The sequence below is a fragment of the Heyndrickxia sp. FW510-T9 genome (assembly GCF_058781025.1).
Genome location: NZ_JBYSWK010000006.1, coordinates 1 through 24250 on the forward strand (window position 1 = coordinate 1; position 24250 = coordinate 24250).

Annotated in this window: 20 protein-coding genes; all 20 read right to left on the minus strand. The window is 36.5% G+C overall.

The features are described from left to right. Positions 1-604: 604 nt before the first annotated feature. On the minus strand, positions 605-1402 hold the full coding sequence (gene phnE / locus AC3WJF_RS04635) for a phosphonate ABC transporter, permease protein PhnE (protein ID WP_492449954.1): 798 nt from the start codon (positions 1400-1402) through the stop codon (positions 605-607). After that, the gene (gene phnE, locus AC3WJF_RS04640) at positions 1399-2175 is read right to left on the minus strand and encodes a phosphonate ABC transporter, permease protein PhnE (protein WP_492449955.1); all 777 of its coding nucleotides are present in this window, start codon (positions 2173-2175) and stop codon (positions 1399-1401) included. The genes phnE (AC3WJF_RS04635) and phnE (AC3WJF_RS04640) overlap by 4 nt, the downstream gene beginning before the upstream one ends. After that, a complete protein-coding gene (phnC, locus tag AC3WJF_RS04645; RefSeq protein WP_492449956.1) occupies positions 2175-2945 on the minus strand; it encodes a phosphonate ABC transporter ATP-binding protein in 771 nt (256 codons plus the stop codon). Before phnC ends, phnE (AC3WJF_RS04640) begins: the two co-directional genes overlap by 1 nt. 435 nt (positions 2946-3380) lie before the next feature. Then, positions 3381-3518 carry a hypothetical protein gene (locus tag AC3WJF_RS04650; protein ID WP_492449957.1) on the minus strand — a complete coding sequence of 46 codons (138 nt, stop codon included), beginning with the start codon at positions 3516-3518 and terminating at the stop codon, positions 3381-3383. 70 nt (positions 3519-3588) lie between these two features. Further along, positions 3589-4824 (minus strand): DEAD/DEAH box helicase, encoded by a 1236-nt coding sequence (locus tag AC3WJF_RS04655; protein WP_492449958.1) that lies wholly within the window; start codon positions 4822-4824, stop codon positions 3589-3591. A 122-nt stretch (positions 4825-4946) separates the two neighbouring features. Beyond that, positions 4947-6794 carry an asparagine synthase (glutamine-hydrolyzing) gene (asnB, locus tag AC3WJF_RS04660; protein ID WP_492449959.1) on the minus strand — a complete coding sequence of 616 codons (1848 nt, stop codon included), beginning with the start codon at positions 6792-6794 and terminating at the stop codon, positions 4947-4949. 288 nt (positions 6795-7082) lie between these two features. Further along, positions 7083-7526, minus strand: a complete 444-nt coding sequence (locus AC3WJF_RS04665) for a threonine/serine exporter family protein (RefSeq protein WP_492450085.1) — start codon at positions 7524-7526, stop codon at positions 7083-7085. 329 nt (positions 7527-7855) lie between these two features. Continuing rightward, positions 7856-8611 (minus strand): threonine/serine exporter family protein, encoded by a 756-nt coding sequence (locus tag AC3WJF_RS04670; RefSeq protein ID WP_492449960.1) that lies wholly within the window; start codon positions 8609-8611, stop codon positions 7856-7858. A 313-nt stretch (positions 8612-8924) separates the two neighbouring features. Next, positions 8925-10334, minus strand: coding sequence for an MBL fold metallo-hydrolase (locus tag AC3WJF_RS04675; protein ID WP_492449961.1), 1410 nt, complete (start codon positions 10332-10334; stop codon positions 8925-8927). Between the two features lie 213 nt (positions 10335-10547). Next, the gene (locus AC3WJF_RS04680) at positions 10548-11864 is read right to left on the minus strand and encodes an ABC transporter substrate-binding protein (RefSeq protein ID WP_492449962.1); all 1317 of its coding nucleotides are present in this window, start codon (positions 11862-11864) and stop codon (positions 10548-10550) included. Between the two features lie 251 nt (positions 11865-12115). Next, a complete protein-coding gene (locus tag AC3WJF_RS04685; RefSeq protein WP_492449963.1) occupies positions 12116-12940 on the minus strand; it encodes a carbohydrate ABC transporter permease in 825 nt (274 codons plus the stop codon). A gap of 187 nt (positions 12941-13127) precedes the next feature. After that, entirely contained in the window at positions 13128-14018 is an 891-nt protein-coding gene (locus AC3WJF_RS04690; RefSeq protein WP_492449964.1) for a carbohydrate ABC transporter permease, read from the minus strand. Between the two features lie 13 nt (positions 14019-14031). Next, positions 14032-15123, minus strand: coding sequence for an ABC transporter ATP-binding protein (locus AC3WJF_RS04695; RefSeq protein WP_492449965.1), 1092 nt, complete (start codon positions 15121-15123; stop codon positions 14032-14034). Positions 15124-15336: 213 nt separating this feature from the next. Then, positions 15337-17208 (minus strand): ABC transporter ATP-binding protein, encoded by a 1872-nt coding sequence (locus tag AC3WJF_RS04700; protein ID WP_492449966.1) that lies wholly within the window; start codon positions 17206-17208, stop codon positions 15337-15339. Then, the gene (locus AC3WJF_RS04705; protein WP_492449967.1) at positions 17205-18932 is read right to left on the minus strand and encodes an ABC transporter ATP-binding protein; all 1728 of its coding nucleotides are present in this window, start codon (positions 18930-18932) and stop codon (positions 17205-17207) included. The genes AC3WJF_RS04700 and AC3WJF_RS04705 overlap by 4 nt, the downstream gene beginning before the upstream one ends. 9 nt (positions 18933-18941) lie before the next feature. Then, positions 18942-19409, minus strand: a complete 468-nt coding sequence (locus tag AC3WJF_RS04710) for a MarR family winged helix-turn-helix transcriptional regulator (RefSeq protein WP_492449968.1) — start codon at positions 19407-19409, stop codon at positions 18942-18944. A 217-nt stretch (positions 19410-19626) separates the two neighbouring features. Then, positions 19627-20838: a serine hydrolase domain-containing protein gene (locus AC3WJF_RS04715; protein ID WP_492449969.1), complete on the minus strand. Its 1212-nt coding sequence runs from the start codon at positions 20836-20838 to the stop codon at positions 19627-19629. Positions 20839-21148: 310 nt separating this feature from the next. After that, the gene (locus AC3WJF_RS04720) at positions 21149-22591 is read right to left on the minus strand and encodes an amino acid permease (protein WP_492449970.1); all 1443 of its coding nucleotides are present in this window, start codon (positions 22589-22591) and stop codon (positions 21149-21151) included. Between the two features lie 210 nt (positions 22592-22801). Further along, on the minus strand, positions 22802-23968 hold the full coding sequence (gene dltD, locus AC3WJF_RS04725; protein ID WP_492449971.1) for a D-alanyl-lipoteichoic acid biosynthesis protein DltD: 1167 nt from the start codon (positions 23966-23968) through the stop codon (positions 22802-22804). Then, positions 23965-24198 (minus strand): D-alanine--poly(phosphoribitol) ligase subunit 2, encoded by a 234-nt coding sequence (gene dltC / locus AC3WJF_RS04730; RefSeq protein WP_492449972.1) that lies wholly within the window; start codon positions 24196-24198, stop codon positions 23965-23967. Before dltC ends, dltD begins: the two co-directional genes overlap by 4 nt. Positions 24199-24250: the final 52 nt, after the last annotated feature.

Consider the following 24250-nt stretch of genomic DNA (forward strand, 5'->3'; position numbering starts at 1 on the left):
GGCCTTTAAGGCCAAGGCCGGTAAGAGAGGCTTTCAGCCGCAGAGCAAACCACCAGTTCACACTGGTGGTTTTGATTATATAATGAACAAATGCGCAGGACTCCATATGGTTGCGTGAAATTTAAAGTGTAGTTATCACCTTCGTAGAAAAAGGCGAGATATTAGAAACACAACGAGGTTGTTCACGAGCTATTGAAATTAGCACTTCAAATTTCACCGAGTAAAATTTGAAGTTTAATTTTACAGAGTAAAGTTTGAAGTGCCAATTTTACCTGACCCCCAAATCAATAGGGATGCGACGTTGAAATCCGCTGGCTGGTAGGCGCTGAACTAGACATAGACAACTTTTAAAAGGTTATCCACTGTTTGTGACTCCCACTGCTAAAGCCGCAAGCCCTACACCTTTCGATGTGACGGGTGGGATTCTTGCATGACTAAGCGTTCGCAATTCATTTCTGCTTTGAACAGCCTGCAAGGTTGGGGTGTCCCATCACCCCTCCTAAGACAGTACCTGTAGCATCTTAGGCTGAATAATATTTGCTAATTTCCTAAAGCACTAAAAGAGGAATGAAGAATCAAATTGATTCTCCATTCCTCTTCTAAATTAAACGATTCTTTTACGAATCTGTGCCGAAATAATGTCGATAATTGTTACCATAATAATAATTCCGTATAAAATGATTCCAACACGACTCCATGAGTGACCATTTAATGCGAATACTAATGGGGCACCGATTCCCCCCGCTCCTACGATACCAAGTATAGTCGCAGAACGGACGCTGATTTCAAATCGATAAAGTGTATAGGATAAGAACGCCGGCATTACTTCTGGTATAATTGCAAACCATAATGTTTGAATTTTATTCGCTCCAGATGCAATCAACGCTTCCCTGGCGCTGAACTCGGTATTTTCAATAGATTCTCCGAATAGCTTACCTAACATTCCAATTGAGTGAAATCCAAGAGCAAGAATCCCTGCGAAAGGTCCTAATCCTACCGCTTTAATAAAGATTAGCGCCATAATAAGTTCTGGAAACACACGAATACAACTTAGAACAAATTTACCAACACTCGAAATAGCACGATTTTTGCTCATATTCCGTGCACCCCAGAATGCAAATGGTACACATAAAACGGCAGATATGAATGTTCCTAGAACAGCAATTTCTAATGTTTCAAGAAGGGATCTAAGTAAATCCTCACCCTCAGGGTCATATATATATCCCCAATCTGGATGTGCAAAACCATTTAAGATTCCTTTTAATGCTTGTTTTGCAGAATCTTTTATTTCAATATGTGGTGCTCCCCAAAACGCCCACACATAAATGGCGACAACAATCGCAAGAATGACCCAATTCATTACACGTTTTTTTAATGGCTTTTTTATCGATATTTGGTTCATAGCAACTTCTCCCGTATCTTATTACTAACGGCATCCACAAAAATAACGACAATTAGAGTATAAATGATGATCGTAAAAACACGATCGTATTGGAAAAACCCTAATGCAGTATTTAATACTAGCCCAATACCACCTGCACCTACATACCCTAAAATAGCCGCCGCCCGAATATTGATTTCAAAGCTGTATAAGAAAAAGGACATATAGTGAGCGATAACTTGCGGAATAACACCAAAGAAAATCCATTGAATTTTATTTGCCCCTACAGCTGTCATCGCCTCAAGTGGACCAGGATCGATAGCTTCAATCGCTTCATAGAAAAGCTTCGCAATAATACCAAATGAGAAAACGGCAATTGCTACTATACCCGGAACTTCCCCGATTCCAAACACTGGCACAAAAAGTGCAGCTAATAAAAGCTCTGGAATCGTACGAATTAAGTTCATTATAAATCTGAAAACTTGGTAGATAACTGGAACTTTCACAACATTGCTAGAGGATAGAAGTGCGAAAGGAATAGCAACAATTCCTCCAAATGTTGTTCCCAATACAGCCATTCTAATAGTTTCCAGCATTTGGTCTGTGATTGAAACGAAATAACCCCAGTCTGGTGGGAACATTTCCTTTATTAACTCTATTATGTTGGGAAATCCATCCCAAAGGTCGATAAACGATATTTGGGTGCCGATAATACTCCCCCAAATAATGGCGATAATTAATATAACAGTTAAGAGTGTTTTTAATTTCATTTTTTTCGGCTTTACTGTTTCCATTATTCTGTCTCTCCTAACAGCTCGTCCTTATTAATTTCGCGTCCATAAATTTCAGAGAAAACTTCATCTGTTGCCTCTTCAACAGGACCATCATACACAACCTCGCCAGCACGAATACCAATAATTCTTGTAGCATACTGTCTAGCCAAGTCTACAAAGTGAAGGTTTACTATCGTTGTTATTCCGAGCTCTTGGTTAATTTTCTTTAAATCATCCATTACTTGTCTAGTCGTAAATGGATCAAGGGATGCAACCGGCTCATCGGCAAGGATGATTTTTGCTTCTTGTGCTAAAGCACGGGCAATCGATACACGTTGTTGTTGTCCCCCAGAAAGCTCATCAGCACGTGAATACGCTTTCTCTTGAATATTAACGCGATCTAATGCTTTCAATGAAAGATCAACATCGTGTTTTGGAAAAAGTCCAAGTAAAGTACGAATTGTTGAATGGTATGCTACTCTTCCTGACAACACGTTTCGAATAACACTAGAACGTTTAACAAGGTTGAAATTTTGGAAAATCATCCCGATATCTCTGCGAATATGGCGTAAAGACTTCCCTTTAGCTGCAGTTATTGATTTGCCATCAATGAATATTTCCCCTTCTGTAATTTCATGCAATCTATTTATAGATCGAAGAAATGTTGACTTACCAGCCCCAGAAAGCCCTACAATTACAACAAAGTCTCCCTTATTAATCGTAAGGTTTACATTTTTCAGACCTTTTGTCCCATTCGGATATACTTTTGATACATTCTTGAATTCGATCATTTTTTTTTCATTTCCCCTTCTCTTCAAAAAGTAAGTTTGAACATTGCGGGCATTAAACCCCCACTAAGCAGCTTGCTAGAGTGAGGGCTTTGTCCCAATTGTACTATCTATAAACAGATATGAATAGAAAAAAAGACAAAAAACAACAAATTACAACATTAAATGTACTAGAGAATTCTAGTAAACTCAAGTTAGTTTTTTGTAAATAATTTATAAAGCAATATTTCTATGTCTATTATATAACAAAATCCCTAAATGAACTTATTAAATATAATAAAAAAGGATGTACTTTTTTCCATACATCCTTCATAACTACACAGCTATTGGTAATATTTCCGCATTTTGCAAACGATTTCAATGCATAATCTATACTCACAAAGTTCTTAGATCATTAATAAACATTATTTTAAAATACAATAGACAACTCTCTCTTGCTTATTTTTTTCCCGATTCATTTCCTTTTTGAATTCTCTTATGGGTATTAAATTCAACTAATTCATCACTCATTACATTCTGAGTCTTCACATTGTTATTTCTTTGTGCGTTTGCATTACCATGTTTGGTTCTTCCCATGCTCTTCACTCCTTTTTTCAACTACTACATTTTGTAGTTTGATGAAAATACAAATAATTATGCAAAGGATTTACCTTTTAGAGTTTTGTTTTTTTCGCCTGTCATTTCTTTTTTTCTTTACGGTGGATGGATTAGGTTTGCTTTTCATTTTCATCTGCATGTCACCTTTAGTGCTAGGTGAGTGCTTCTTTTGATTGGTCGATACCCTTTTTTCGATTTTAAGATGGATACCTTTCTCAATCATGTCTAGATAAGAGCGATCCTTTGGAGCTACCAGAGTAAAGGCAGTGCCCGTATCTCCAGCTCTGCCTGTTCGACCAATTCGGTGAATGTAGCTTTCCACATCTTCTGGGATATCGTAATTAAAAACATGAGTTACCCCTTCAACATCGATCCCTCTTGCTGCTACATCTGTCGCCACCAACAATTGTATCTTTGCATCCCTAAATAATTTCATCACTTTCTCCCGCTTCGCTTGCGAAAGATCGCCATGCAGCTCCTCAGATAAATATCCGCGTGCTTTTAAAGCATCATTTAATTTACTTGCACGTCTCTTTGTGCGGCAAAAAATAATCGCAAGAAATGGTCGATGCTGATTAATTAAATCGCACAGAGTGTCTTGTTTCGCACGATCAGTCGTTTCGATAACAAGCTGCTTAATATCATTTACTGATATTTCCGGACTCTTCACCCGTACATCAACTGGATTCTTCATGTATTGATTGGCTATTGCTTTAATTTGCTTTGGCATGGTTGCGGAAAATAGCATCGTTTGCCGATTCGTTGATAATCCTCTGATAATATCTTCAATTTCAGGTAAAAACCCCATATGAAGCATTTGATCTGCTTCATCTAAGACAAACATTGAAACATGAGAAAGATCTATTGTACCTCTCCGCATATGATCAAGCAGTCTTCCAGGGGTTGCAACGACAATGTGGATTGCCCCTTTTAACTTCCTCATTTGCTGGTCCACATCTTGTCCACCGTATACAGCTAAGATATGGATGCCGGCTAGCTTCTCCGTTAGTTTCTTTAATTCCGCCGTAATTTGAATGGCCAATTCTCTTGTGGGAGAAACGATTAAAGCTTGTACAAACGGACTTTCTGGATTCACTTTTTCAAGTATTGGTAAAATAAAAGCAAATGTTTTTCCTGTACCTGTTTTTGCCTGTGCAATTACATCCTTTCCTTCAAGAAGAAGTGGTATTGCCTTTCGTTGAATAGGAGTAGGTTCCAGTATCCCAAGGGAGCTCAGTATCTGGTTATATTTTGAACTTACACCTAGTTTTATAAAGTCGGACAAACAGTTCACACCCTTAATTTAATCTAGTCTTTATCATTTAATCATATCATTATCTATTATAAAAAACTCTGTCCTGCTTTTGGTAAAAAGGCAGCTCATTTTCTGAGCTACCCCAATGGATCCTATGCTTTGATATTAATTCCGTACTTTTCAAACCAATAGTGGATTTGAGCAAGATAGGCAAGTAATTGTGGACCTGTCATTAATTGACCAAACCAAGGTACTTGAAAAGCTTTCCCTTCCGATTCGATAATCTCTTGTAATTTTTCTCTTTTAAATAGCTCATAAAGAATCGAATTTTTATCTTCTAATATTTCATTTAGCCAGTTTTTCACTACTAGAGTATACGCTGGGTTATGTGTTTTAGGATAAGGGCTTTTCTTTCTATATAAAATCTCATTAGGTAATATTCCTTCCAATGCCTTTCGTAAAATACCCTTTTCCTGATTACCGTACATTTTCACTTCCCATGGAATATTCCATACATACTCTACAAGACGATGATCTGCAAATGGGACGCGAACCTCTAAGCTTGCCCCCATACTCATTCTATCCTTACGATCTAATAACGTAGTCATGAACCATGTCATATTTAAATAAAACAACTGCCGCCTTTTTGCTTCTATAAGGCTTTCACCATCAAGTACTGGAGTTTCCTTTACCGTACTCTCATATTGTGTCATTACATAATCCTTCAAGTTAAGCTTTCGATTCCAATTATCCTTTAATAAACCAACGCGTTCATCCACTGAGCGCATCCATGGAAATCCTTCGCGCTCCAAATCATCCTTGCGATAAAACCACGGATATCCTCCAAATATTTCATCTGCACATTCACCAGATAAACTTACGACGAAATCATTTTTAATTTCCCTGCAAAACCATAGTAATGACGAATCTACATCGGCCATCCCAGGGGTATCTCTCACAAGGACTGCTTCCTTTAAAAATTCAGTAAGATCCCCTATACTAATGAGACAATGATGATGCTTTGTTCCGAACGTTTTTGACATGAGATCTATCCAACTGCTATCTGCATCTGGCTGAAATTCATTCGATTTAAAATTTTGATCATTTCCTTCATAATCGATGGAATACGTGTGAAGTGGTCCTTTTCCTTCTGCTTGGAAATGATTAGATGCTATTGCGGTAATGGCACTCGAATCTACACCACCTGATAAAAAAGTACAAATAGGTACATCTGAAACTAATTGTCGTGTGACAGCATCTGTAAATAATGAACGTACATTTATCGCCGTTTCTTCCACACTATCTGTATGGAATTCACTTTTCACATTCCAGTATCTCCAGATTTTCAATCCATTTTTTGAAAAAGTTAATGCATGGGCCGGCTTTAATTCTTGAATCCCAATAAATATTCCATGTCCTGGTGTTCTTGACGGACCAAGTCCAAGTATCTCTGTCAAGCCGTCCATTCCAATTTCCGCTTTCATTTCTGGGTGTGCCAATATCGCCTTTATTTCAGAGCTAAAAAGAAAACGTCCGTTTTGTTCAGAATAAAACAATGGCTTCACACCCATACGATCTCTGGCCATAAATAAATGCTGTCTTTCTTCATCCCATATACCAAATGCATATATACCATTTAAAAATTGAACACAATCCTCTTTCCATTCCAGATAGGAAGTCAAAAGCACTTCTGTATCAGAATGACCTTGAAACTGATACCCTTTTCTTAATAGTTCTTTTCTAATATCCTCTGTATTGTAAAGTTCACCATTATAGCATATTGTGTAGGAGTATTCACCTTTTGTACGGGTCATTGGTTGAATGCCCCCTTTAGGATCCACAACAACCAATCGCTTATGTCCGAAAGCGGCATGTGGTGTTACCCATACATTCGTGTCATCAGGGCCACGCTTCGCTAATGTTTCGGTCATTTTTAGCAAGACCTTATACTCTGTTCTTAAATCCCCCAGGTAATCAATCCATCCGGCAATACCACACATAAAGTATCATCCTTCCAGTTATTCATAAAAAACTATACTTATCGTATGAGCATTAGCCTATATGGAAAGTTGTACTAGAGTAAAAAAAGCAATGTCTTTCCTACCCAAGTGATTGAAAAAAGGAAATGCAGGGGAACAGTACAAAATAGTGACCAAACGGCACGATTTTATGCTTCAGCAGCACGAAACTATGTTTGAGCCGTGCAAAAATGTATGTAAACAGCACGTTTTAGCTCTTTTCACCTACAAAACTCCATTAAAAAACACCCAATTCTATGTGGGTGCTTACTAATTTCGAGCAGACCTAGGCTTTCTAAATAATTGCTTCACAACTTCTGAAAAAACAATGCCAATAGCAATTGCGCCCGACAGCATAAATGCCTTTGCTGCTAATTGGATGGCCGAATTATAGTCATTTTCAACAAAGTGCCTCATTGCATCATAAGCTCGTCCGCCAGGAACCATTGGAATAATACCAGATACACTAAAAATAATAATCGGTTCCTTATATATTCGAGCAAAGGTTTGGCTAATAATTCCTACTATAAAAGCCGCAATAAACGTAGCAATGACAGAATCTGTATGGAGGTATATGGTAAGAGCAATATATACGATCCATCCGAGCATACCTACAAGTCCACATAATAAAAGCTTACTACGCGGAACGTTAAAAATAACCCCGAACGCTGCGGTTGAAATAAAGCTGGTTACAAGCTGTCCAAGCATCATCATCAACTTTTGCCACTCCTTTCTTACATAGGCTTTTTTCTTAAATTTTGTTGTTTTTAAAGGCTCTTTTCTTAAACTATGTTGCTTTTATATTAGAAAATCATATAAACTGCTTCATTCACCTTTAGAATAGGTATCTTTTTTAAGAAAAGATGCCCCGAAGCTAGTCTATGTTAGGATTCAAAACAAATTGCGAAAAGCAACAATTTATTCGAAAACAGCCTTTTTAAAAGAATACTTTACAATTTTCGAGATAGTAATCGATGCATTCAAAGAATAAATGCCAAAAGATTTTTCCAAAATAACGAAATCTAACTCCATACTAAAGCATCTTACCTAAAGGAAAGCACTACTGCGATTCCTGCTCCTATTGCAAATGCTGTTAAGAAGGCTTCTGCTCCTTTGGAAATTCCAGCAACTAAATGCCCCACCATTAAATCCCGGATAGCATTCGTGATTAATAACCCTGGTACCAACGGCATTACAGAACCTATAATAATTTTATCTATTTCGGTACCTATGCCTATTTTTACAAACAGGGCCGCAACTAATCCCAGGATAAACGAACTTAAAAATTCAGCAAAAAAACGTATTCGCGCAATCTTGTCAAAATATAACAGACCAAGATATCCTATTCCACCTGTAATCATCGCCGGAATAAAATCCTTCCACTGACCTTGAAACATGATAAGAAAACAACCGCTTGTCAAAGAGGCGGCCGCAATTTGAATCCATATTGGAAATTTATAATCCGCTTTCTCTGCTTCCTTTAATTTTTGATAGGCTTCCTCTAACTGTAGTTCGCCGCTAGCAATTTTCCTCGAAATACTGTTAACTACCGTGACCTTTTTTAAATCCGTGGATCGCTCCTCAATCCTCACTAACTTTGTCGGTTCCACCCCATCAATGGAAAATATAATTCCTGTTGGGGTCACAAAACAATGAGAACCATATATTCCGAATGCATTCGCAATTCTAGTCATCGTATCCTCCACACGATACGTTTCCCCACCACTTTGCAGCATAATTTTCCCCGCAAGTAAACATACATCTACAACTTTATATGTCTCACTATATTCTCGTTCCATTTTTTACTCCTATACATTCATATTCATGAAATCCTTTATCATCTTAAAGGAAATACGAGTTATTTATCAACACAATTTTTTATAGTGTTTCCGAATTAATTGTTACATTTCTTCAATTGTTTTAAATCCTAAACAATATTGGATTCGGGGCACCATTTCTTATTCATTTCTAATCCAAATATGGTCTTTACCAAGAGTCTTTATATGCAAAGGCATCAAAGTTTAAGAAAAGAGCCTTTCTTAATGTTACTATACCGTTTGTTACAAATAAAAACGAGGCTTATTTTATAGCCTCGTTCGTTGAAGTGAATAATTATTCATTTACCAAAATTTGATGATCCTTTAAAACATATTCTACATTATAATCAGGTAGCAGTTGAACCCCTGATTTTGGTTTTAATCTTTCCGGATTAAAACTGTGTAATGGTATCAAAATTTTCGGATCAATTTGATCGACAATGTATTTCAAATGGTTAGGAATAGCATGACCGGATGTTCCGATAAAATCATAACTAATTTCCATTTTACCTAAGAGTTTCTTCAAATTATCAAACGCAGGATCAAAAGCTCCTAATGGTACACCATTGGAATGAATGTATAGCCCTTCGTTTACATGGATATCAAATAACTCTAAGACATTTTCATATGTGTTTTGCACAAAATATTGTCCTGGATTTTGATTGATTTCTTCTGCTTGGATTGTTTGATACTTATTTAATAAGTCAGCCTTCCAAACTGGTAAAGTGCCTGTTTCTTCTTCAAAAACAGTATCAGAAGATTTATAAACAAGAAAGTTATCATCATTCGTTAAAGCATCAAGTAAATACGCTGTTTCAGGTTCATAAACAGCTTTTCTAGAAGAAGCTTGAGCTGCTTGGATAATCCCTAATAACCTGTCAATATTACGATGATATACATTAAAAATCCCAAGACCAGTTGTCTCTTTCAACCTCTTACTCATTTGCTCTGGTATTGTTATTTCCGTTAACATTCCCTCAGGAAGGGTATTATCCACAACAATCGCCGCTCGCAATTCTTCTACACTTCCCAATGTGGTTCCTTCCATAATAAGAGCATCAAGCCCCAGCTTCTTCACTTCATTTATAAAATGCTCTATTCTTTCAGGGTTTTTCCCATGTAGTCTTAAATCACCTGTATAAACAATTGATCCATCTGGAGTTTCGATATGAAATGCACATGCCCCAGGGATATCGTGGTCAACTTGGATTGGAGTAATTTTAATTTGCCCTATTGTGAATGGCACACCATATTCACATGTTTGATAATCACGATCTCCAGGAACACCTTCACCTATTACTTCTAAAGCACTATAAAGTTTATGACTTTCTTTTGTTACGTAGACTGGAATAGAAGGAGCAATTAATCCCATTGCGCCGATGTGATCGAGATGGAGATGTGAAATGATGACTGCCGTTTCCTGATAATAGCTTTCAGCAGGAATCAACTCTTGATTTTTGCCTAGACTCTTTGTAGAATAAATCCCATCGATAGGGGGGATTAGCTTTAACTTTAAATTGTCACGTACCATTCCATGAAGACGTTTTTTTATTTGTCCGTCAAAAATATTCGCTCCTGGGTTAAAGGTCATACCAAAATCAAAAATAACACGCGCATCTTTATACTCCACGGTAACAACTGTACCGCCAATAGTCTTTAATCCACCCCAAAATCGTATTTTTGTGTGTTCTAACTGTTTTTCCATTTATTAGGTCACCTCATTTGTTTCATTGAGTTTTTTCAATAATTAATGCTTAACGTCATTTGCTATTTTCTTACCGAGTTTATATTTTTTTCACCCAAATTTCGGTGTTATTTAGAATTTTGGGTATAAAAGCAACAAAATTTAAGAAAAGAGCCTTCACTGAAAGAAGAAGGGAACCATATAAGAGTCCCCTTTTCATTGTGTATTTAACTGTTATTGTTTCGCTTTATCTAAAGCATCTTGTGAATCTTTGGTCGCAGTCGCCAGACCTTGGTCAACTGTTTTTTGTCCAAGCAACACAGCTTGTACTGCATTAGAATAAGCTGTTTGCATTGCATATGCACCATCGATATGTGGGAAATAATAACCAGAATCGAACTGTGCTTCAGCCGCTGCATAATTAGGATTTTGCGCAATAAATTGCTTCCAATCAGCATCACTTAAAGCAGATTCACGTACTGGAACATACCCTGTGTTTTTAGCCCAGAAAATAGTTTCATCTTTACTTGTAAGGAATTTCATATATTCCCAAGCAGCAAGTTTTTGTTGATCTGTCGCTGAATCGAATACTACAAGATTTGTTCCTTGGAATTGTGTAGATGCTTTTTCACCCTTTGGAAGTGGAGCAGTCGCCCAATTAAAATGTCCTTTTGTAGCAGCGCCTACAAATGGTATTCCTGCTGAAGAACCAATATACATCGCTACATCTTCGCGACCAAATGGATCTGACATATAATTATCTTCTCCTGCTAATCTAGCAACCTTTTTCTTATTTACCATATCATTTAAAAATGTTAAAGCTTTCTTACCTTCATCAGAATTAAACGCTACTTTATTGTTGTCTACATCTACAAATTGGCCTCCCGCTTGTTGAACCCATGTAGGAAAATCAAGACCAATGGAATTTTCGAAGCCTAGCCCGACAACTTTTCCTTTCGTAAGCGTTGCTGCAGCACTTTCAAGTTCATCCCATGTTGTAGGAACATTTACATTATTGTTTTTGAACATATCAGCGTTGTAATAAAGAACTTCTGTACTTTTATTAAATGGTACACCATAGTATTTTTCATTCCACATATTTTCTTCACGGAAAACTGGTACGATATCGTTTAGATCAGCATCTGACCAGCCTACTGTTTTATTAGTAATATACGGCGTTAAATCCGTTATTAAATTATTATGAATATATTCTTGCATCCAATCTTCATAAGCTTGTCCCATAACTGGTGAAGTATGTGACTTCGCTGCTGCCATTAACTTTTTATTAAGGTCGCCATAATTACCTTGATTTACTAACTTAACCGTAATATTTGATTGTGACTTGTTAAATTCATCAGTCATCGTTTTTAATGTTTTTTCTAAGTCGCCACTCATGGCATGCCAGAATTCAATTGTTACAGGCTTATCAATTTTTGTCGGGATTTTTGCAGCACTCTCTTTTTCATTTGTCGATGGTTTTTTTGCTGTTGAACAAGCACCAAGACTTAACGCCAACATAAAAACTAAAAATAATGATACAATTTTTTTCATTATTGCTAACCTCCAAGTTTTTTATAAAGGGCTGTTTTACTATTTATAAATTGCTATAAATACTAATTTAGACTTAGTTCTGGGGCATTTTTTCTTAAATAAGTTATTCATTCTTAATCAAAATAAGGATGTTTATGAGGTTCCTTTCTACAAAAACAACACAGTTTAAGAAAAGAGCCTTTGATAAAGATAATGTCTGTATAATCCATTAGCACACTAAGGGCAAACCACCCCCTTCAATGTCCGTCCTTTTACCCCTTAATACCAGCTCTTGCAACACCTTCAATGATATATTTTTGTAAAACAATATAGAGAATGATCATCGGCAAAATAATCATAGTGGAAGCTGCCATTAACAATTGATATTTCGTTCCAGTATCCGTACTAAAAGCTATTAATCCTACCGGTAAAGTCCTCATTTTTTCAGAGTTAGTAACAATTAATGGCCACATAAATGCATTCCAGCTTCCGATCGCTTTCAATAATGCAATGGTGATTAAAGCTGGTTTTGCAAGAGGTACCATGACGGACCATAAGAAACGGAAATCACTACAACCATCTATTTTCGCAGCAAAAGAAAGCTCCTTTGGTATCGAAAAGAAGAACTGGCGCAGTAAAAAAATTGAAAAAATACTCGCTATCCAAGGTACAATTAACGCTTCATAATGATCAATCCATCCTAAGTTTGCTAATGTTACAAAGTTTGGAATTAATAATACTTCACCCGGAACCATCATGGTTCCTAGTAAAATAGAGAATATAATATCACGACCATAAAAGTTAATTCTTGTAAAAGCATAAGCAGCAAGAATCGTCGTAATCAACTCACCTACCGTACTTGCAACAAGAACGATGATACTATTTAAAGTATAACTAGCAAAAGGAGCTGCAGCCCAAGCCTTTGAAAAGTTACTCCAATGAAAAATAGAAGGAATCCATTTTGGAGGCATAATCATCACTTCATTAGCTGCTTTTAAAGATGTACTTAACATCCATGCAAATGGCAACAGCATCAAAATACCGCCAATAATCAATAATAGATAAATAAAACCTTTAGAAAGGGCTTCTCTTTGCAACCTTTTCCCTCCTTACGATTAATTATCGTTGTTTTCCTACAGATTATTTCTTTTCGTAAATTGTTAAAATCTTAATGTAGACTCAGTTTTGAGGCATCTTTTCTTAAAGAGCTAATCAATCTTAACCGTAATAAGAATTTTTATAGGGTTTCGTCTAAAAAAAGTAACATTGTTTAAGAATAGAGACTTAATAATTCACTTTCTTTTTGCCAATATAAAGTTGAATTAGCGTAAAAATAAAGATTACTAAAAACAAAATATAGGCTGCTGCGGAGGCAACACCGAAGTTCCATTCTCCGTAAAATTTATTAAATATATAGTAAACAATTGTCTCTGCACTGCCTGCTGGTCCTGGTTGTCCGCCAAAAAGCGCAAAAACTTCATCGAAAACTTTAAACGAATTTATAATAGAAACAATCGAGATAAAAAAAGTCGTAGGTGATAATAACGGAACCGTAATATTCTTAAACCTTTCCCATGCACCTGCACCATCTATTCTAGCTGCTAAATAGTACTGTTTATTGATATTCTGTAATCCGGCTAAAAAAATGATGATATTATAACCGAGACCTTTCCAAATTGCTAAAATAATTAAGGATGGCATTGCCCACTTAGGATCGGTTAACCATTTAACCGGCGATATTCCCACCAAATGAAGTCCGTAATTCAACACACCATATTGACTGTGAAAAATCCATCGCCACACAATCGAAACTGCTACAACAGAAGTAACAAACGGGATAAAATAGACGGTTCTAAATAATCCCCGAAACTTAATTTTTTGATTTAATAACGTAGCAATAACCAAAGAAATGATGATTGAAAGTGGAACTACACCGACAACAAAAATTAAGGTATTTTTCATAGAATTCCAAAATTCAGGATCATGAAAGATATATACGTAGTTATCCAAACCTCTTGCATAAACAAGATCTTTGAAATAATCATAGTCAGTATAAAAACTCATTAAAAAGGACTTAATAATTGGGTAAATATTGAAAATTCCAATGATTAACAATGCCGGGATAAGATACAGAATTCCCTTGATTGTTTTTTTCATTGTTGGTTTTTCGTTCAAAATATAGCCCCCCCTATCCTTCCTGATGAAGCAAGTTTTCATCATTGCTTACATTAAATAAATGGGCGCGCCCAGGACGAATCCCTAATTTTACAACGTCCCCTTTATCGATTTGGAGATCCGGAGAAACAATTGCTCTTACATTCATTTGTCCAACCTTTACATTCAGTAGGCGATCTCTACCAATTCGCTCAACCATAACAGTCTCCGCTTTGATGCCCTCTTTTGCTGGATCAGTCTCGACAAAAAAGTCCTCAGGTCTTACACCTAGTTCATATTTTTTATGTACATCTAACTCAGTTTGTATAGGAAGATCTAACTTTAAAATATCGTCAGTTTCTGGAATGACTATTTTTTTCAAGTCCTCTGATAGTTTAATAGGGAAGATATTAATAGGCGGATTTCCTAAAAATTGTGCAACAAATTTATTTTTCGGATAATCGTACATATCTTGCGGCGGACAAAATTGTTGTTTCTTCCCATCCTTCATAAGCAAAACTTTATCAGAAATACTCATTGCTTCCTCTTGATCATGAGTAACAAATATAGTGGTGATGCCGACCTCTTGTTGTATGCGCTTTATTTCCTCACGCATCTCTAATCGTAGCCTTGCATCTAAATTGGATAATGGTTCGTCTAAAAGCAGTAATTTTGGTTTCTTAACGAGGGCTCTAGCAATGGCAACACGTTGTTGCTGACCACCTGACAATTGTCCAGGCTTACGTTCTAATAAATGATCGATTTGAACGAGACGAGCCATGTCTCGCGCTCTTTCTTCTGCTTTTTTTTGCGGCACTTTTGCCATTTTTAATGGAAACATAATATTTTTGAGAACAGTTAAATGAGGGTAAAGTGCATAGTTCTGAAATACCATACCAATTTCTCGGTTTTCTGGTTGAATTTTGTTCACTACCCGATTACCAAAATATAATTCACCTTCTGTTGGTTGGTATAAACCGGCTAACATAAACAAAGTTGTGCTTTTCCCACACCCACTCGGTCCTAATAATGATACTAGCTGACCTTCTTCTATTGTTACATTTAAGCGATCAACTGCAGTCATATCATCGAATTTCATGGTGATATCCTTCAGTTCAATTTTCAATAGAATACCTCCTCATAAAGGTTAAATAATTTCATTTCCTATTTTATCAAATAACCGACAAATTTTTATTAAAATTTTGTAAAATTTTATCGCTTTTTATAATTTTTTGTAGTATGATAAAATGTTATAAGTGTACATATTGATAAATAAGCAAAAAAATAACACTCTAAAAATAGAGTGTCATTCAATGGATTTTACCATTATAACTCGCTTCTACAATACTTCTTTCTGTGCAAATTGGCTGTTATAAAGATCGGCATAAAAGCCACCTTTAGCAAGGAGTTCCTCATGATTTCCTTTTTCTACTACATCACCATGGTTCATAACTAGAATGAGATCTGCATCTCGAATAGTTGACAAACGGTGAGCAATGACAAAGCTTGTTCTACCATCCATCAATTCATTCATTGCTTGCTGAATAAGAATCTCAGTTCTTGTATCGACACTACTTGTCGCCTCATCCAGAATAAGAATAGCAGGATTCGCTAAAATCGCCCTCGCAATCGTCAGCAACTGCTTTTGTCCTTGTGAAATATTTGATGCTTCTTCATTTAAAATGGTCTCATATCCATCTGGAAGGGTACGAATAAAATGATCGGCACGGGCTGCTTTAGCCGCACGGATGATCTCATGCTCCGATGCATTTTCACGGCCATAGGCAATATTTTCCCTAATCGTCCCATTAAACAGCCATGTATCTTGCAGTACCATTCCAAACATGCTTCGCAAATTCCCTCTTTTTAACTCGGTAATATCGACACCATCAATAGTAATTTTTCCTTCATTAATTTCATAAAATCTCATCAATAAATTAATAAGGGTTGTTTTCCCCGCACCAGTAGGACCTACAATAGCAATGGTTTGGCCTTTTTTCACATTAATATTCATTCCTTTAATGATGGTTTCATCTTCCTTATATCCGAAGACGACATTTTCAAAAGAGACATTACCATTAGGGATTTGGATTACTTTTGCATCTACAGCTTCCGGAATTTCTTCTTGCTCATCTAGAAGTTCAAAAACACGCTCCGCAGATGCAATGGTTGATTGAATGATATTCGCAATTTGCGCTGTTTGCGTGATTGGTTGTGAAAACTGTCTAGCGTACTGGATGAATGCTTGAATATCCCCAATTTTAATCGCTCTTTTTGTAACAAGGATTCCACCGACAACAGACACAAGAACATATCCGATATTATTAACGAATGCCATAAGCGGCATAATAATTCCAGAAATAAATTGTGCTTTCCTGCCTGATTCATACAACCTTTCATTAATGGTGTTAAAGTCTTTAATCGACTTTTCCTCCCTGCCAAACGCCTTCACAATTTGATGCCCTGTGTACATTTCCTCGACATGACCATTTAACTCACCTAAAGCCTTTTGCTGTCCCATAAAAAACTTCTGTGACCGCTTTGCAATTCCAGTAGTCGCCAAAATACTTAATGGCAAAGTTAAGACAATAATAAGGGTCATTAACGGACTGATTGTTAGCATCATAACGATAACACCGATAAGCGTCACAATCGCAGTGATGAGCTGCGTTAAGCTTTGCTGTAAGGTATTGCTAATATTGTCCATATCATTAACAACACGGCTAAGTACTTCACCATGTGTTCGGGAATCAAAAAATTTCAATGGGAGTCTCGTTAATTTTCCGTTTACTTCCTTACGTAAATCATAGACTGTTTTCTGAGCAACCCCTGCCATCACATATTGCTGAATATAACTAAATAAGGAGCTGAAAATATAAAGTCCTGCTAAGACCAACAGGATGTGCAAAATGTAGCCAAAATCCACTTCCGCACCTGGTACTCCTTTCATTTTCATCATCATGCCTTCGAACAATTTCGTAGTTGCATTACCCATTAATTTCGGGCCGATTATAGTAAAAACAGTGCTCAAAATCGCCATGAAAAACACAGTAATTAAGCGGCCTTTATGCGGTTTTAGATAACCGATTAGACGTTTAAATGTATCTTTAAAGTTTTTTGCCTTCTGTACTGGCATTCCAAAACCATGTCCATGCCCTGGGCCAAATCCCCTTCTCGGCTGTGGGGCATTACGGTTATATTTTTCACTCATGCGATCTCCTCCTCTGACAACTGTGAGGATACAATTTCCCGATACACTTCACATGTTTCCATCAATTCTCTATGGTTCCCGATTCCAGCCATTTTTCCCTGATCCAATACGATAATTTGATCAGCATCCATGACCGTACTTACTCGTTGTGCAACGATCACAACCGTTGCGTCGCCAGTTTCCTTTTTCAATTCAGCACGTAATTTGGCATCTGTTTTAAAATCAAGTGCTGAAAAACTATCGTCAAATAAGTAAATTTCCGGTTTCCTTACAAGGGCTCTTGCAATGGAAAGTCGCTGCTTTTGTCCGCCAGATACATTCGTACCACCTTGTGCCAAGACAGATTCGAAGCCATCCTTCATTTCAGAAATAAATTCTGTTGCTTGTGCTATTTCTGCAGCATGCACAATATCATCGTGATCCGCACTATCATTTCCATAGCGAATATTTTCGGAAATAGTTCCTGTAAAAAGTACCGCCTTTTGTGGAACGAGACCGATTTTTTCTCTTAACGCTTCCTGCGACATGCTACGTACATCCACATCATCCACCAATACCTTGCCATGACTTACATCATAGAATCTTGGAATTAAATTAATCATTGTGGATTTTCCCGAACCAGTTCCTCCAATGATCGCCGTCACCTTCCCTGGTGTAGTTTTAAACGATAGGTTTGAAATTGCCGGATTTTCTGCTCCAGGGTAGCTGAAAGTCACATCTTGAAACTCAATATATCCTTTTTTATCATGTGCTTTTTGAACTTGTTCCGCATCCTCGATAGTTGGTTGAATATCAAGTACTTCATTAATACGAACAGCGGATACCGAAGCACGCGGAATCATGATGAACATCATTGATAACATGATTAACGAAAACATAATTTGCATAGCATATTGAATAAAAGCCATTAAGTCCCCGACATGCATATCTCCATTATTAATTCGAATTCCACCGAACCAGATAATGGCAATTGTGGAGAAGTTCAGAACAAGCATCATGATTGGCATTAAGGTAGCCATAATTTTATTTACTTTAATTGCCGTTTGGGTCAAATCTGCATTCGCATCATCGAAACGCTTTTTTTCATAATCGATACGATTAAACGAACGGATGACACGAATTCCCGTCAGATTCTCACGCAATACAAGGTTTAATTTATCTAATTTTTTTTGCATAGCTTTAAATAACGGTATTCCTTTTCTTTGAACAAGAAGAATTGCAACAAATAGAACCGGCAGTGAAACAACAAGTACTAACGAAAGCTTTGCATCCCTTGAAACAGCCATAATTATTCCGCCGATACACATTAATGGTGCCATAGCCATCATACGCAGCATCATAATTAGTACTTGCTGAACTTGATTAATATCATTAGTTGTTCTCGTAATAAGGGAGGCTGTTCCTACTTGGTCAAATTCATTAAGTGAAAAGCTCTCTACATGGCTAAAAACCTTCGTACGAAGATTCTTACCGAAACTTGATGCGACCTTTGAAGAATAGAAACTCGCAATAATCGAACACACTGCTCCTATACCAGCAATTAAAAGCATCCATCCACCAGTTTTTAAAATATACGGTTCGTCACCGTTTACTACACCTTTATCAACAATATCTCCCATTAAGGACGGAAGATATAAATCGGAAAGCGAGCGAAGGAAAACCAATATAATAACAAATCCAATTAATAATCGGTAAGGCTTAAGCTGCTTAAACAAACGCATCATATAATATGATCATCTCCATTCATCCCGTGTAGAATTAGAATCATTATTGGAAAAGTACTGGATTGTCTCGGAAAGCAACTCGGCAAGCTGCCTGCTTTTCTCTTCCCCAAAATGGTCAATTAATCCTTGAAGTTTTTTTAAATTTGCGTCTACAACCATTTTTGTAACCTTTTCTCCTTCTTCTGTTAACGTCACCTGAACCGACCTTCTATCATTTGGGTCTATACGACGCTCCACGAGCCCATCCGCTTCTAAACGGTTAATTATTTGTGTAACAGATGGTGCTGTAACTTGAAGATACTTACTTAAACTAGATACTGTTAAATCAACTCCATGATGCTTTTTCGCCGATTTAATCATAAACAACATTTTGTATTCACTTGGTTTTAACCCTTTATATGCTTTCGGTCGAAAATGATTTCGAAATTGCATTAATGAATGAAGAAGCTGTTTAGCAATTGGATTATTTTCTTCCATTTTCTCACCTCATTTTTCAAATTAGTTTAGTTACTAAATAATTAAGTAAACTAATTATATTCCTCTAATTGATTATCGTCAATAAATTGTTTAAATGGCCTTTAATCGACCTTCTTTCGTTTTTCAACTAGTACGTTACTATTCTGTACGTTGAGTATATGATTCTTATATGAACTGAATATGAACTATAAAAATTGAAAAAAAAAAATCCCAAGGCTTAGAACCTGGGATTTACCTGTTTATTCACTGTTGCTAATTGACGGTAAATTTTCCTACTAATTGGAGCATAAGATTTTACACCATTTTGTATGTTGGAAATTAATACCACATACTCATTTCCACCCTTAGAAAAGGTATTCATTCCATTCCATCCTGGCAACACACCGTGGCTGGAATAATTTCCTGGTGGTACACTCCAACCTTTTCGATTAATATACCAGCCATATCCGTACCTAGATATACTATGAGGGGTAAACATTTGCTTATAGCTTTCTCTAGATATGAGTTTCCCTGATTGTAGAGCATGATCAAATTTATATAAATCATACGGAGTGGAATATATATCTCCGCAGCCAAACACTTGTGAAAAATCCTGTAATCTTGGAGTGTAAATAATCCCCATCTTTAACTTATAACCAGTAGAATGATATTTTACTTTTTTCAAATCACTTCCAAACCCAGAATGACTCATCCCTACTACGTTGAAAATATGCTCTTTAATATATTCATGTAAAGGCATTCCACTTACTTTTTCAATTACATACCCAAGAATGGAATAGTTCGCATCCGAGTATCCCCACTTCGTTCCAGGAGTAGATTTGAGATGTTCCGCTGATTTCCCAATATCGCTAATAAGCTCTTCTCTAGATACCCTTCCCCCAAATTCATTACGTACAGGAATGCCGGAAGTGTGTGTCAGTAAATTATATAATTTTATTTCCTTTGCATGTGGAAAAGAAGGGAGATAGTTGGATAAAGGTTCATTTATATTCACTTTTCCGGCTTGTTGTAGTTGCAAGAAGGCTGTAGCAACAAAAGATTTCGTTATAGACCCAATATAGTAAACGGTATGAGGGTTATTGGGTATTTTTTTACTTTGATTAGCATAACCGTACCCTTTATTTACGATAACCTTACCATTTTTTACAATAAACGCTGAACCGTTAAAATGGACCTTTTTCAAGTATTTATCAATTTTTTTATTAGTTGAAACTCCTTTACTAGGAATCTTTTTCGGCACTCTATATTTTTCACCAGATGTGATGATACTTTTTATGGTCTGTACATCCTTTGCAGTTATAAAATGCTTAGAAGAACGTTGGTGAACAAATACGGCAGCTACTACTGCAAATATAAGACAGATAAGAACAGTAAATCGCAACCGACTCTTTCTTGTTTGAGTTGATTTATCTCTAAAATTATTATGCATATTCTCGCTCCTCATAATGGTAAAAATATCCCTTAAAAAATGTGAGTGTAAAATCTATTCTTACCTTATAATAGACGTTCGATTCGACTTAAAGGTTCTCTTAAATCAAAAATTATTTATTTCTATTTTATTTTTCATTTAAATGATCAGCACATCACTCAGGACAGTAAATATCCTACTTCTGAATAATATATTTCAGGCAGTTTCGGACATAATTCAGGCGATTCGAAGAATAATTCAGGCACTACATACAGGACATAATTCAGGCGCATCAAACATTAATTCAATCAAAAAGCAAAAAAGCCAAGCATTATACTTGGCTCTTTTGTGGGCGTGTAAGAACTGTACTTTCTAATTCTTTCTGTTTAAGTCCATCCCTCATGATAAATGGATAGAATACTAAACCGACTACAAATAGTCCAATTCCTAAAAAAAATGTTTTCATGTCGGCAGTACCTGTTTTAATAACCCATATAGAATATATAATTGCGAAAGAAGTTATAATTCCATCCAATTTCCTTGATCCTCGTATTGTATCGTATGTTTCTCCTGTAATAACAAGCTTTAATTGGTAGATTGCAGATACTAGGTACGGAATTAAATATGCTAATGTCGCTACAACAATAGCAAAATTGTAAGCCTCTGAAACCGTACCTGAAATAGTAGAAAAGAGAAATACTTGTGTCATGATATTTGTAATAGATAATGATTTTATTGGACTGCCAGATTTATTTGTTTTTGCAAAGAAAGATGGAAATAATCCAACCTTTGCTGCTTGATACGGCACTTCTGAGCTCACTACAATCCAACCGACTGTAGATCCAAATAATGATACAAGCGCCAGCAATGCCATCAAATACGTTCCACTATGTCCAACTACCATACCTAATGCATCTACTAATGGTTTTTGTGATTCCTTTAATTGTTCTTGTGGCAATGCACCCATTGTTAATAAAGTAATCCCAATGTAAATAAGAAGAGAGATAACTAGACCAATCATCGTCGCTTTTTTTACATCATTTTGTGACTTAGCACGGTTCGATAACATAACAGCTGCTTCAATACCAACGAAGGCCCAGAGTGTTGAAATTGCTCCAGCATTCACTTGTCCACCTAAGCCAATCTTATTACCTGCCATATCGACAAATGCCTTTGCATTCCCGAAATTTGCTACATCAAATACAAAAACCGTGAAGATTACAAATAGTAGAAAGCCGAGCACCTTCGTAATCGTAGCCATTAGATTTAATTTCCCAGCACCGTTGAAGCTTTTTGAAAGAATATATTGAATTCCCCATAACATAATGGTACAGACTATAAACGTAATAAGCTTCCCGTACTCAAGTTGAAAGCTTCCGATCGAAAATAATATTTTCCTACTTTGCATAATTGGGAAGAATGTTGTTAAATACCCCGCAAAGGAAATGATAACAGATGCTGTTGCAGCCCAGTTTGCTGCCCAGTATCCCCACGCCATACTAAAACCGGCTACTTTTCCCACTTTTGGTGAAGAAAATAAATTTTGTGCATAGCTTTGCGGACCTGCTTTTAACTCTTGCTTTCTAGTTGCTAGATTCCCAAATACTAACGCTATCATAAAAACCCCAAGCCCTGTTGCTAACCATGCAAGCGTCGACCCCCTCGGACTAGATACTTGCGCGAGATTTGCAGGAAGCATAAAAATACCTCCGCCTACCATATTACCAATTACAAATGTGGTTAAAACCCATAACCCCCATTTTTTCGTTTCCATTTTTTATCACCCTTCTGAGATGTCTTTGTATAAGTTCATGGACTTAGTATACTTCAATTCTCTATCATGGTAAAGTGATAATATACTAAAATGTTTATGGTAAATATAGCTAGTAGCTCGAATAATAGACCAAAAGAAAAACCCACAAGTCAAATTAACTTGTGGGTCTTTTGATTTGTCCAACGGATGTACAAGGCGCTTGCGCTTTTCTTACTTCCATTGTTGCTCCATCGCTTGATCTAAATAAACCCAACCTTTCCCTGCAATATGCATGGTATCCTTTAAGAAATATGGGTCATATTCATGACTAGAAAGATCATCGATTGGAAATCCTGCCGCCTCTACCTGCTGGCGAATTTTCTCATAATAAACATCGCGTCCTTTTCTCGGAAATCCTGTGTAGTCGTACCATCTACCATTCACAGGAATCGAGATAAAGATAGGTTTGGCACCCTTTTCCTTCAAAAGCGTTAAAACCATTTGGAAATCTTTGTACTCAACCGACTCACCATAGGTTGCATGTCTGTTATGGTTTCTCATCTTGTGTTCAACAGGAATGATTTTCTTTTTGTAAAAGCTATTAACAACATCAAACGGGTTTCCCTTTGCATTATTCTTCCCATAGTTGCCTGCAATCTGTTTTAGCTCTTCCCAAGATTTTCCCTTTACAAGCTTTGGATTTTTATATCGTTTATGCTTGTAACCACCATAGAGGGAATAATACAAATCTTTCTTTTGAAGAAGCTTCCAATTCATATAGGCAAGCGGCTTTATAACAGCAGTCCTGATTGGATTTGTACGGCCAATTTCTGACTGAAACATGGTCGTTAGCATATAATCCCTTTTCACAACATCGAAATGTAGGAGTCTATGGATAGCTTCTTTCTTTAATTTTGGATCAATACTACTGCTAAAAGCTAAATCATATGCCTGCAGCATGGAATAATTCGGATCAAAATGGACGTTATCGATTCCTTTTCTATGAAACCACTGAGGAGAAATGATAAATACCATCTTTTTCCCCTTTAGTTGGTTAGCGTGTGCAGCAAAGTTCATAAATTGAATCAATGACTGAGTTCCACCGCGGCCGTATAGAAAGGGCGTAAACCCTTGTGGATTTGCTTCAAAATAATTAGAAGGATGAAAAGGGTCAAACCTCGACAATTCTGATGATCCATAAATTGGATAGTATTTCTTATCTGCCAGCATCCTGCTTTGTACATAGTCACCTTGAAACATTAACGGACTAAGACTCGTTGCATCATTTTTGATCTTTTTGTCAGAAATTAAATGCATTAACCAAGAATTCGGTATGAATAGAAATACTAAAAATAGCACGATAGCTATAATTAGTGGACCGAATGTATATTTTTTCATTGGTGTTCCGCTAATTTCGCTGCGATATTGTTTGGTGTATTCCACTCCTCACGTGTAAATTCAGTAATAGGAATGTTTATTCCAAAACGTTCATCTATCTCAACTAATAAGTTGATAGTGCCAAATGAATCTAATAATCCTGACTCAAAAAGATCAATGTTTGGATCTTCCTTTACAACGTAATCTTGGCAAATCTCTGCTAATAAATTGATAATTTCTTGTTTTTCCATTTTATTCATTCTCCTTTAATGAGTCATTTCGTATAAATTGTTACTTATCGTA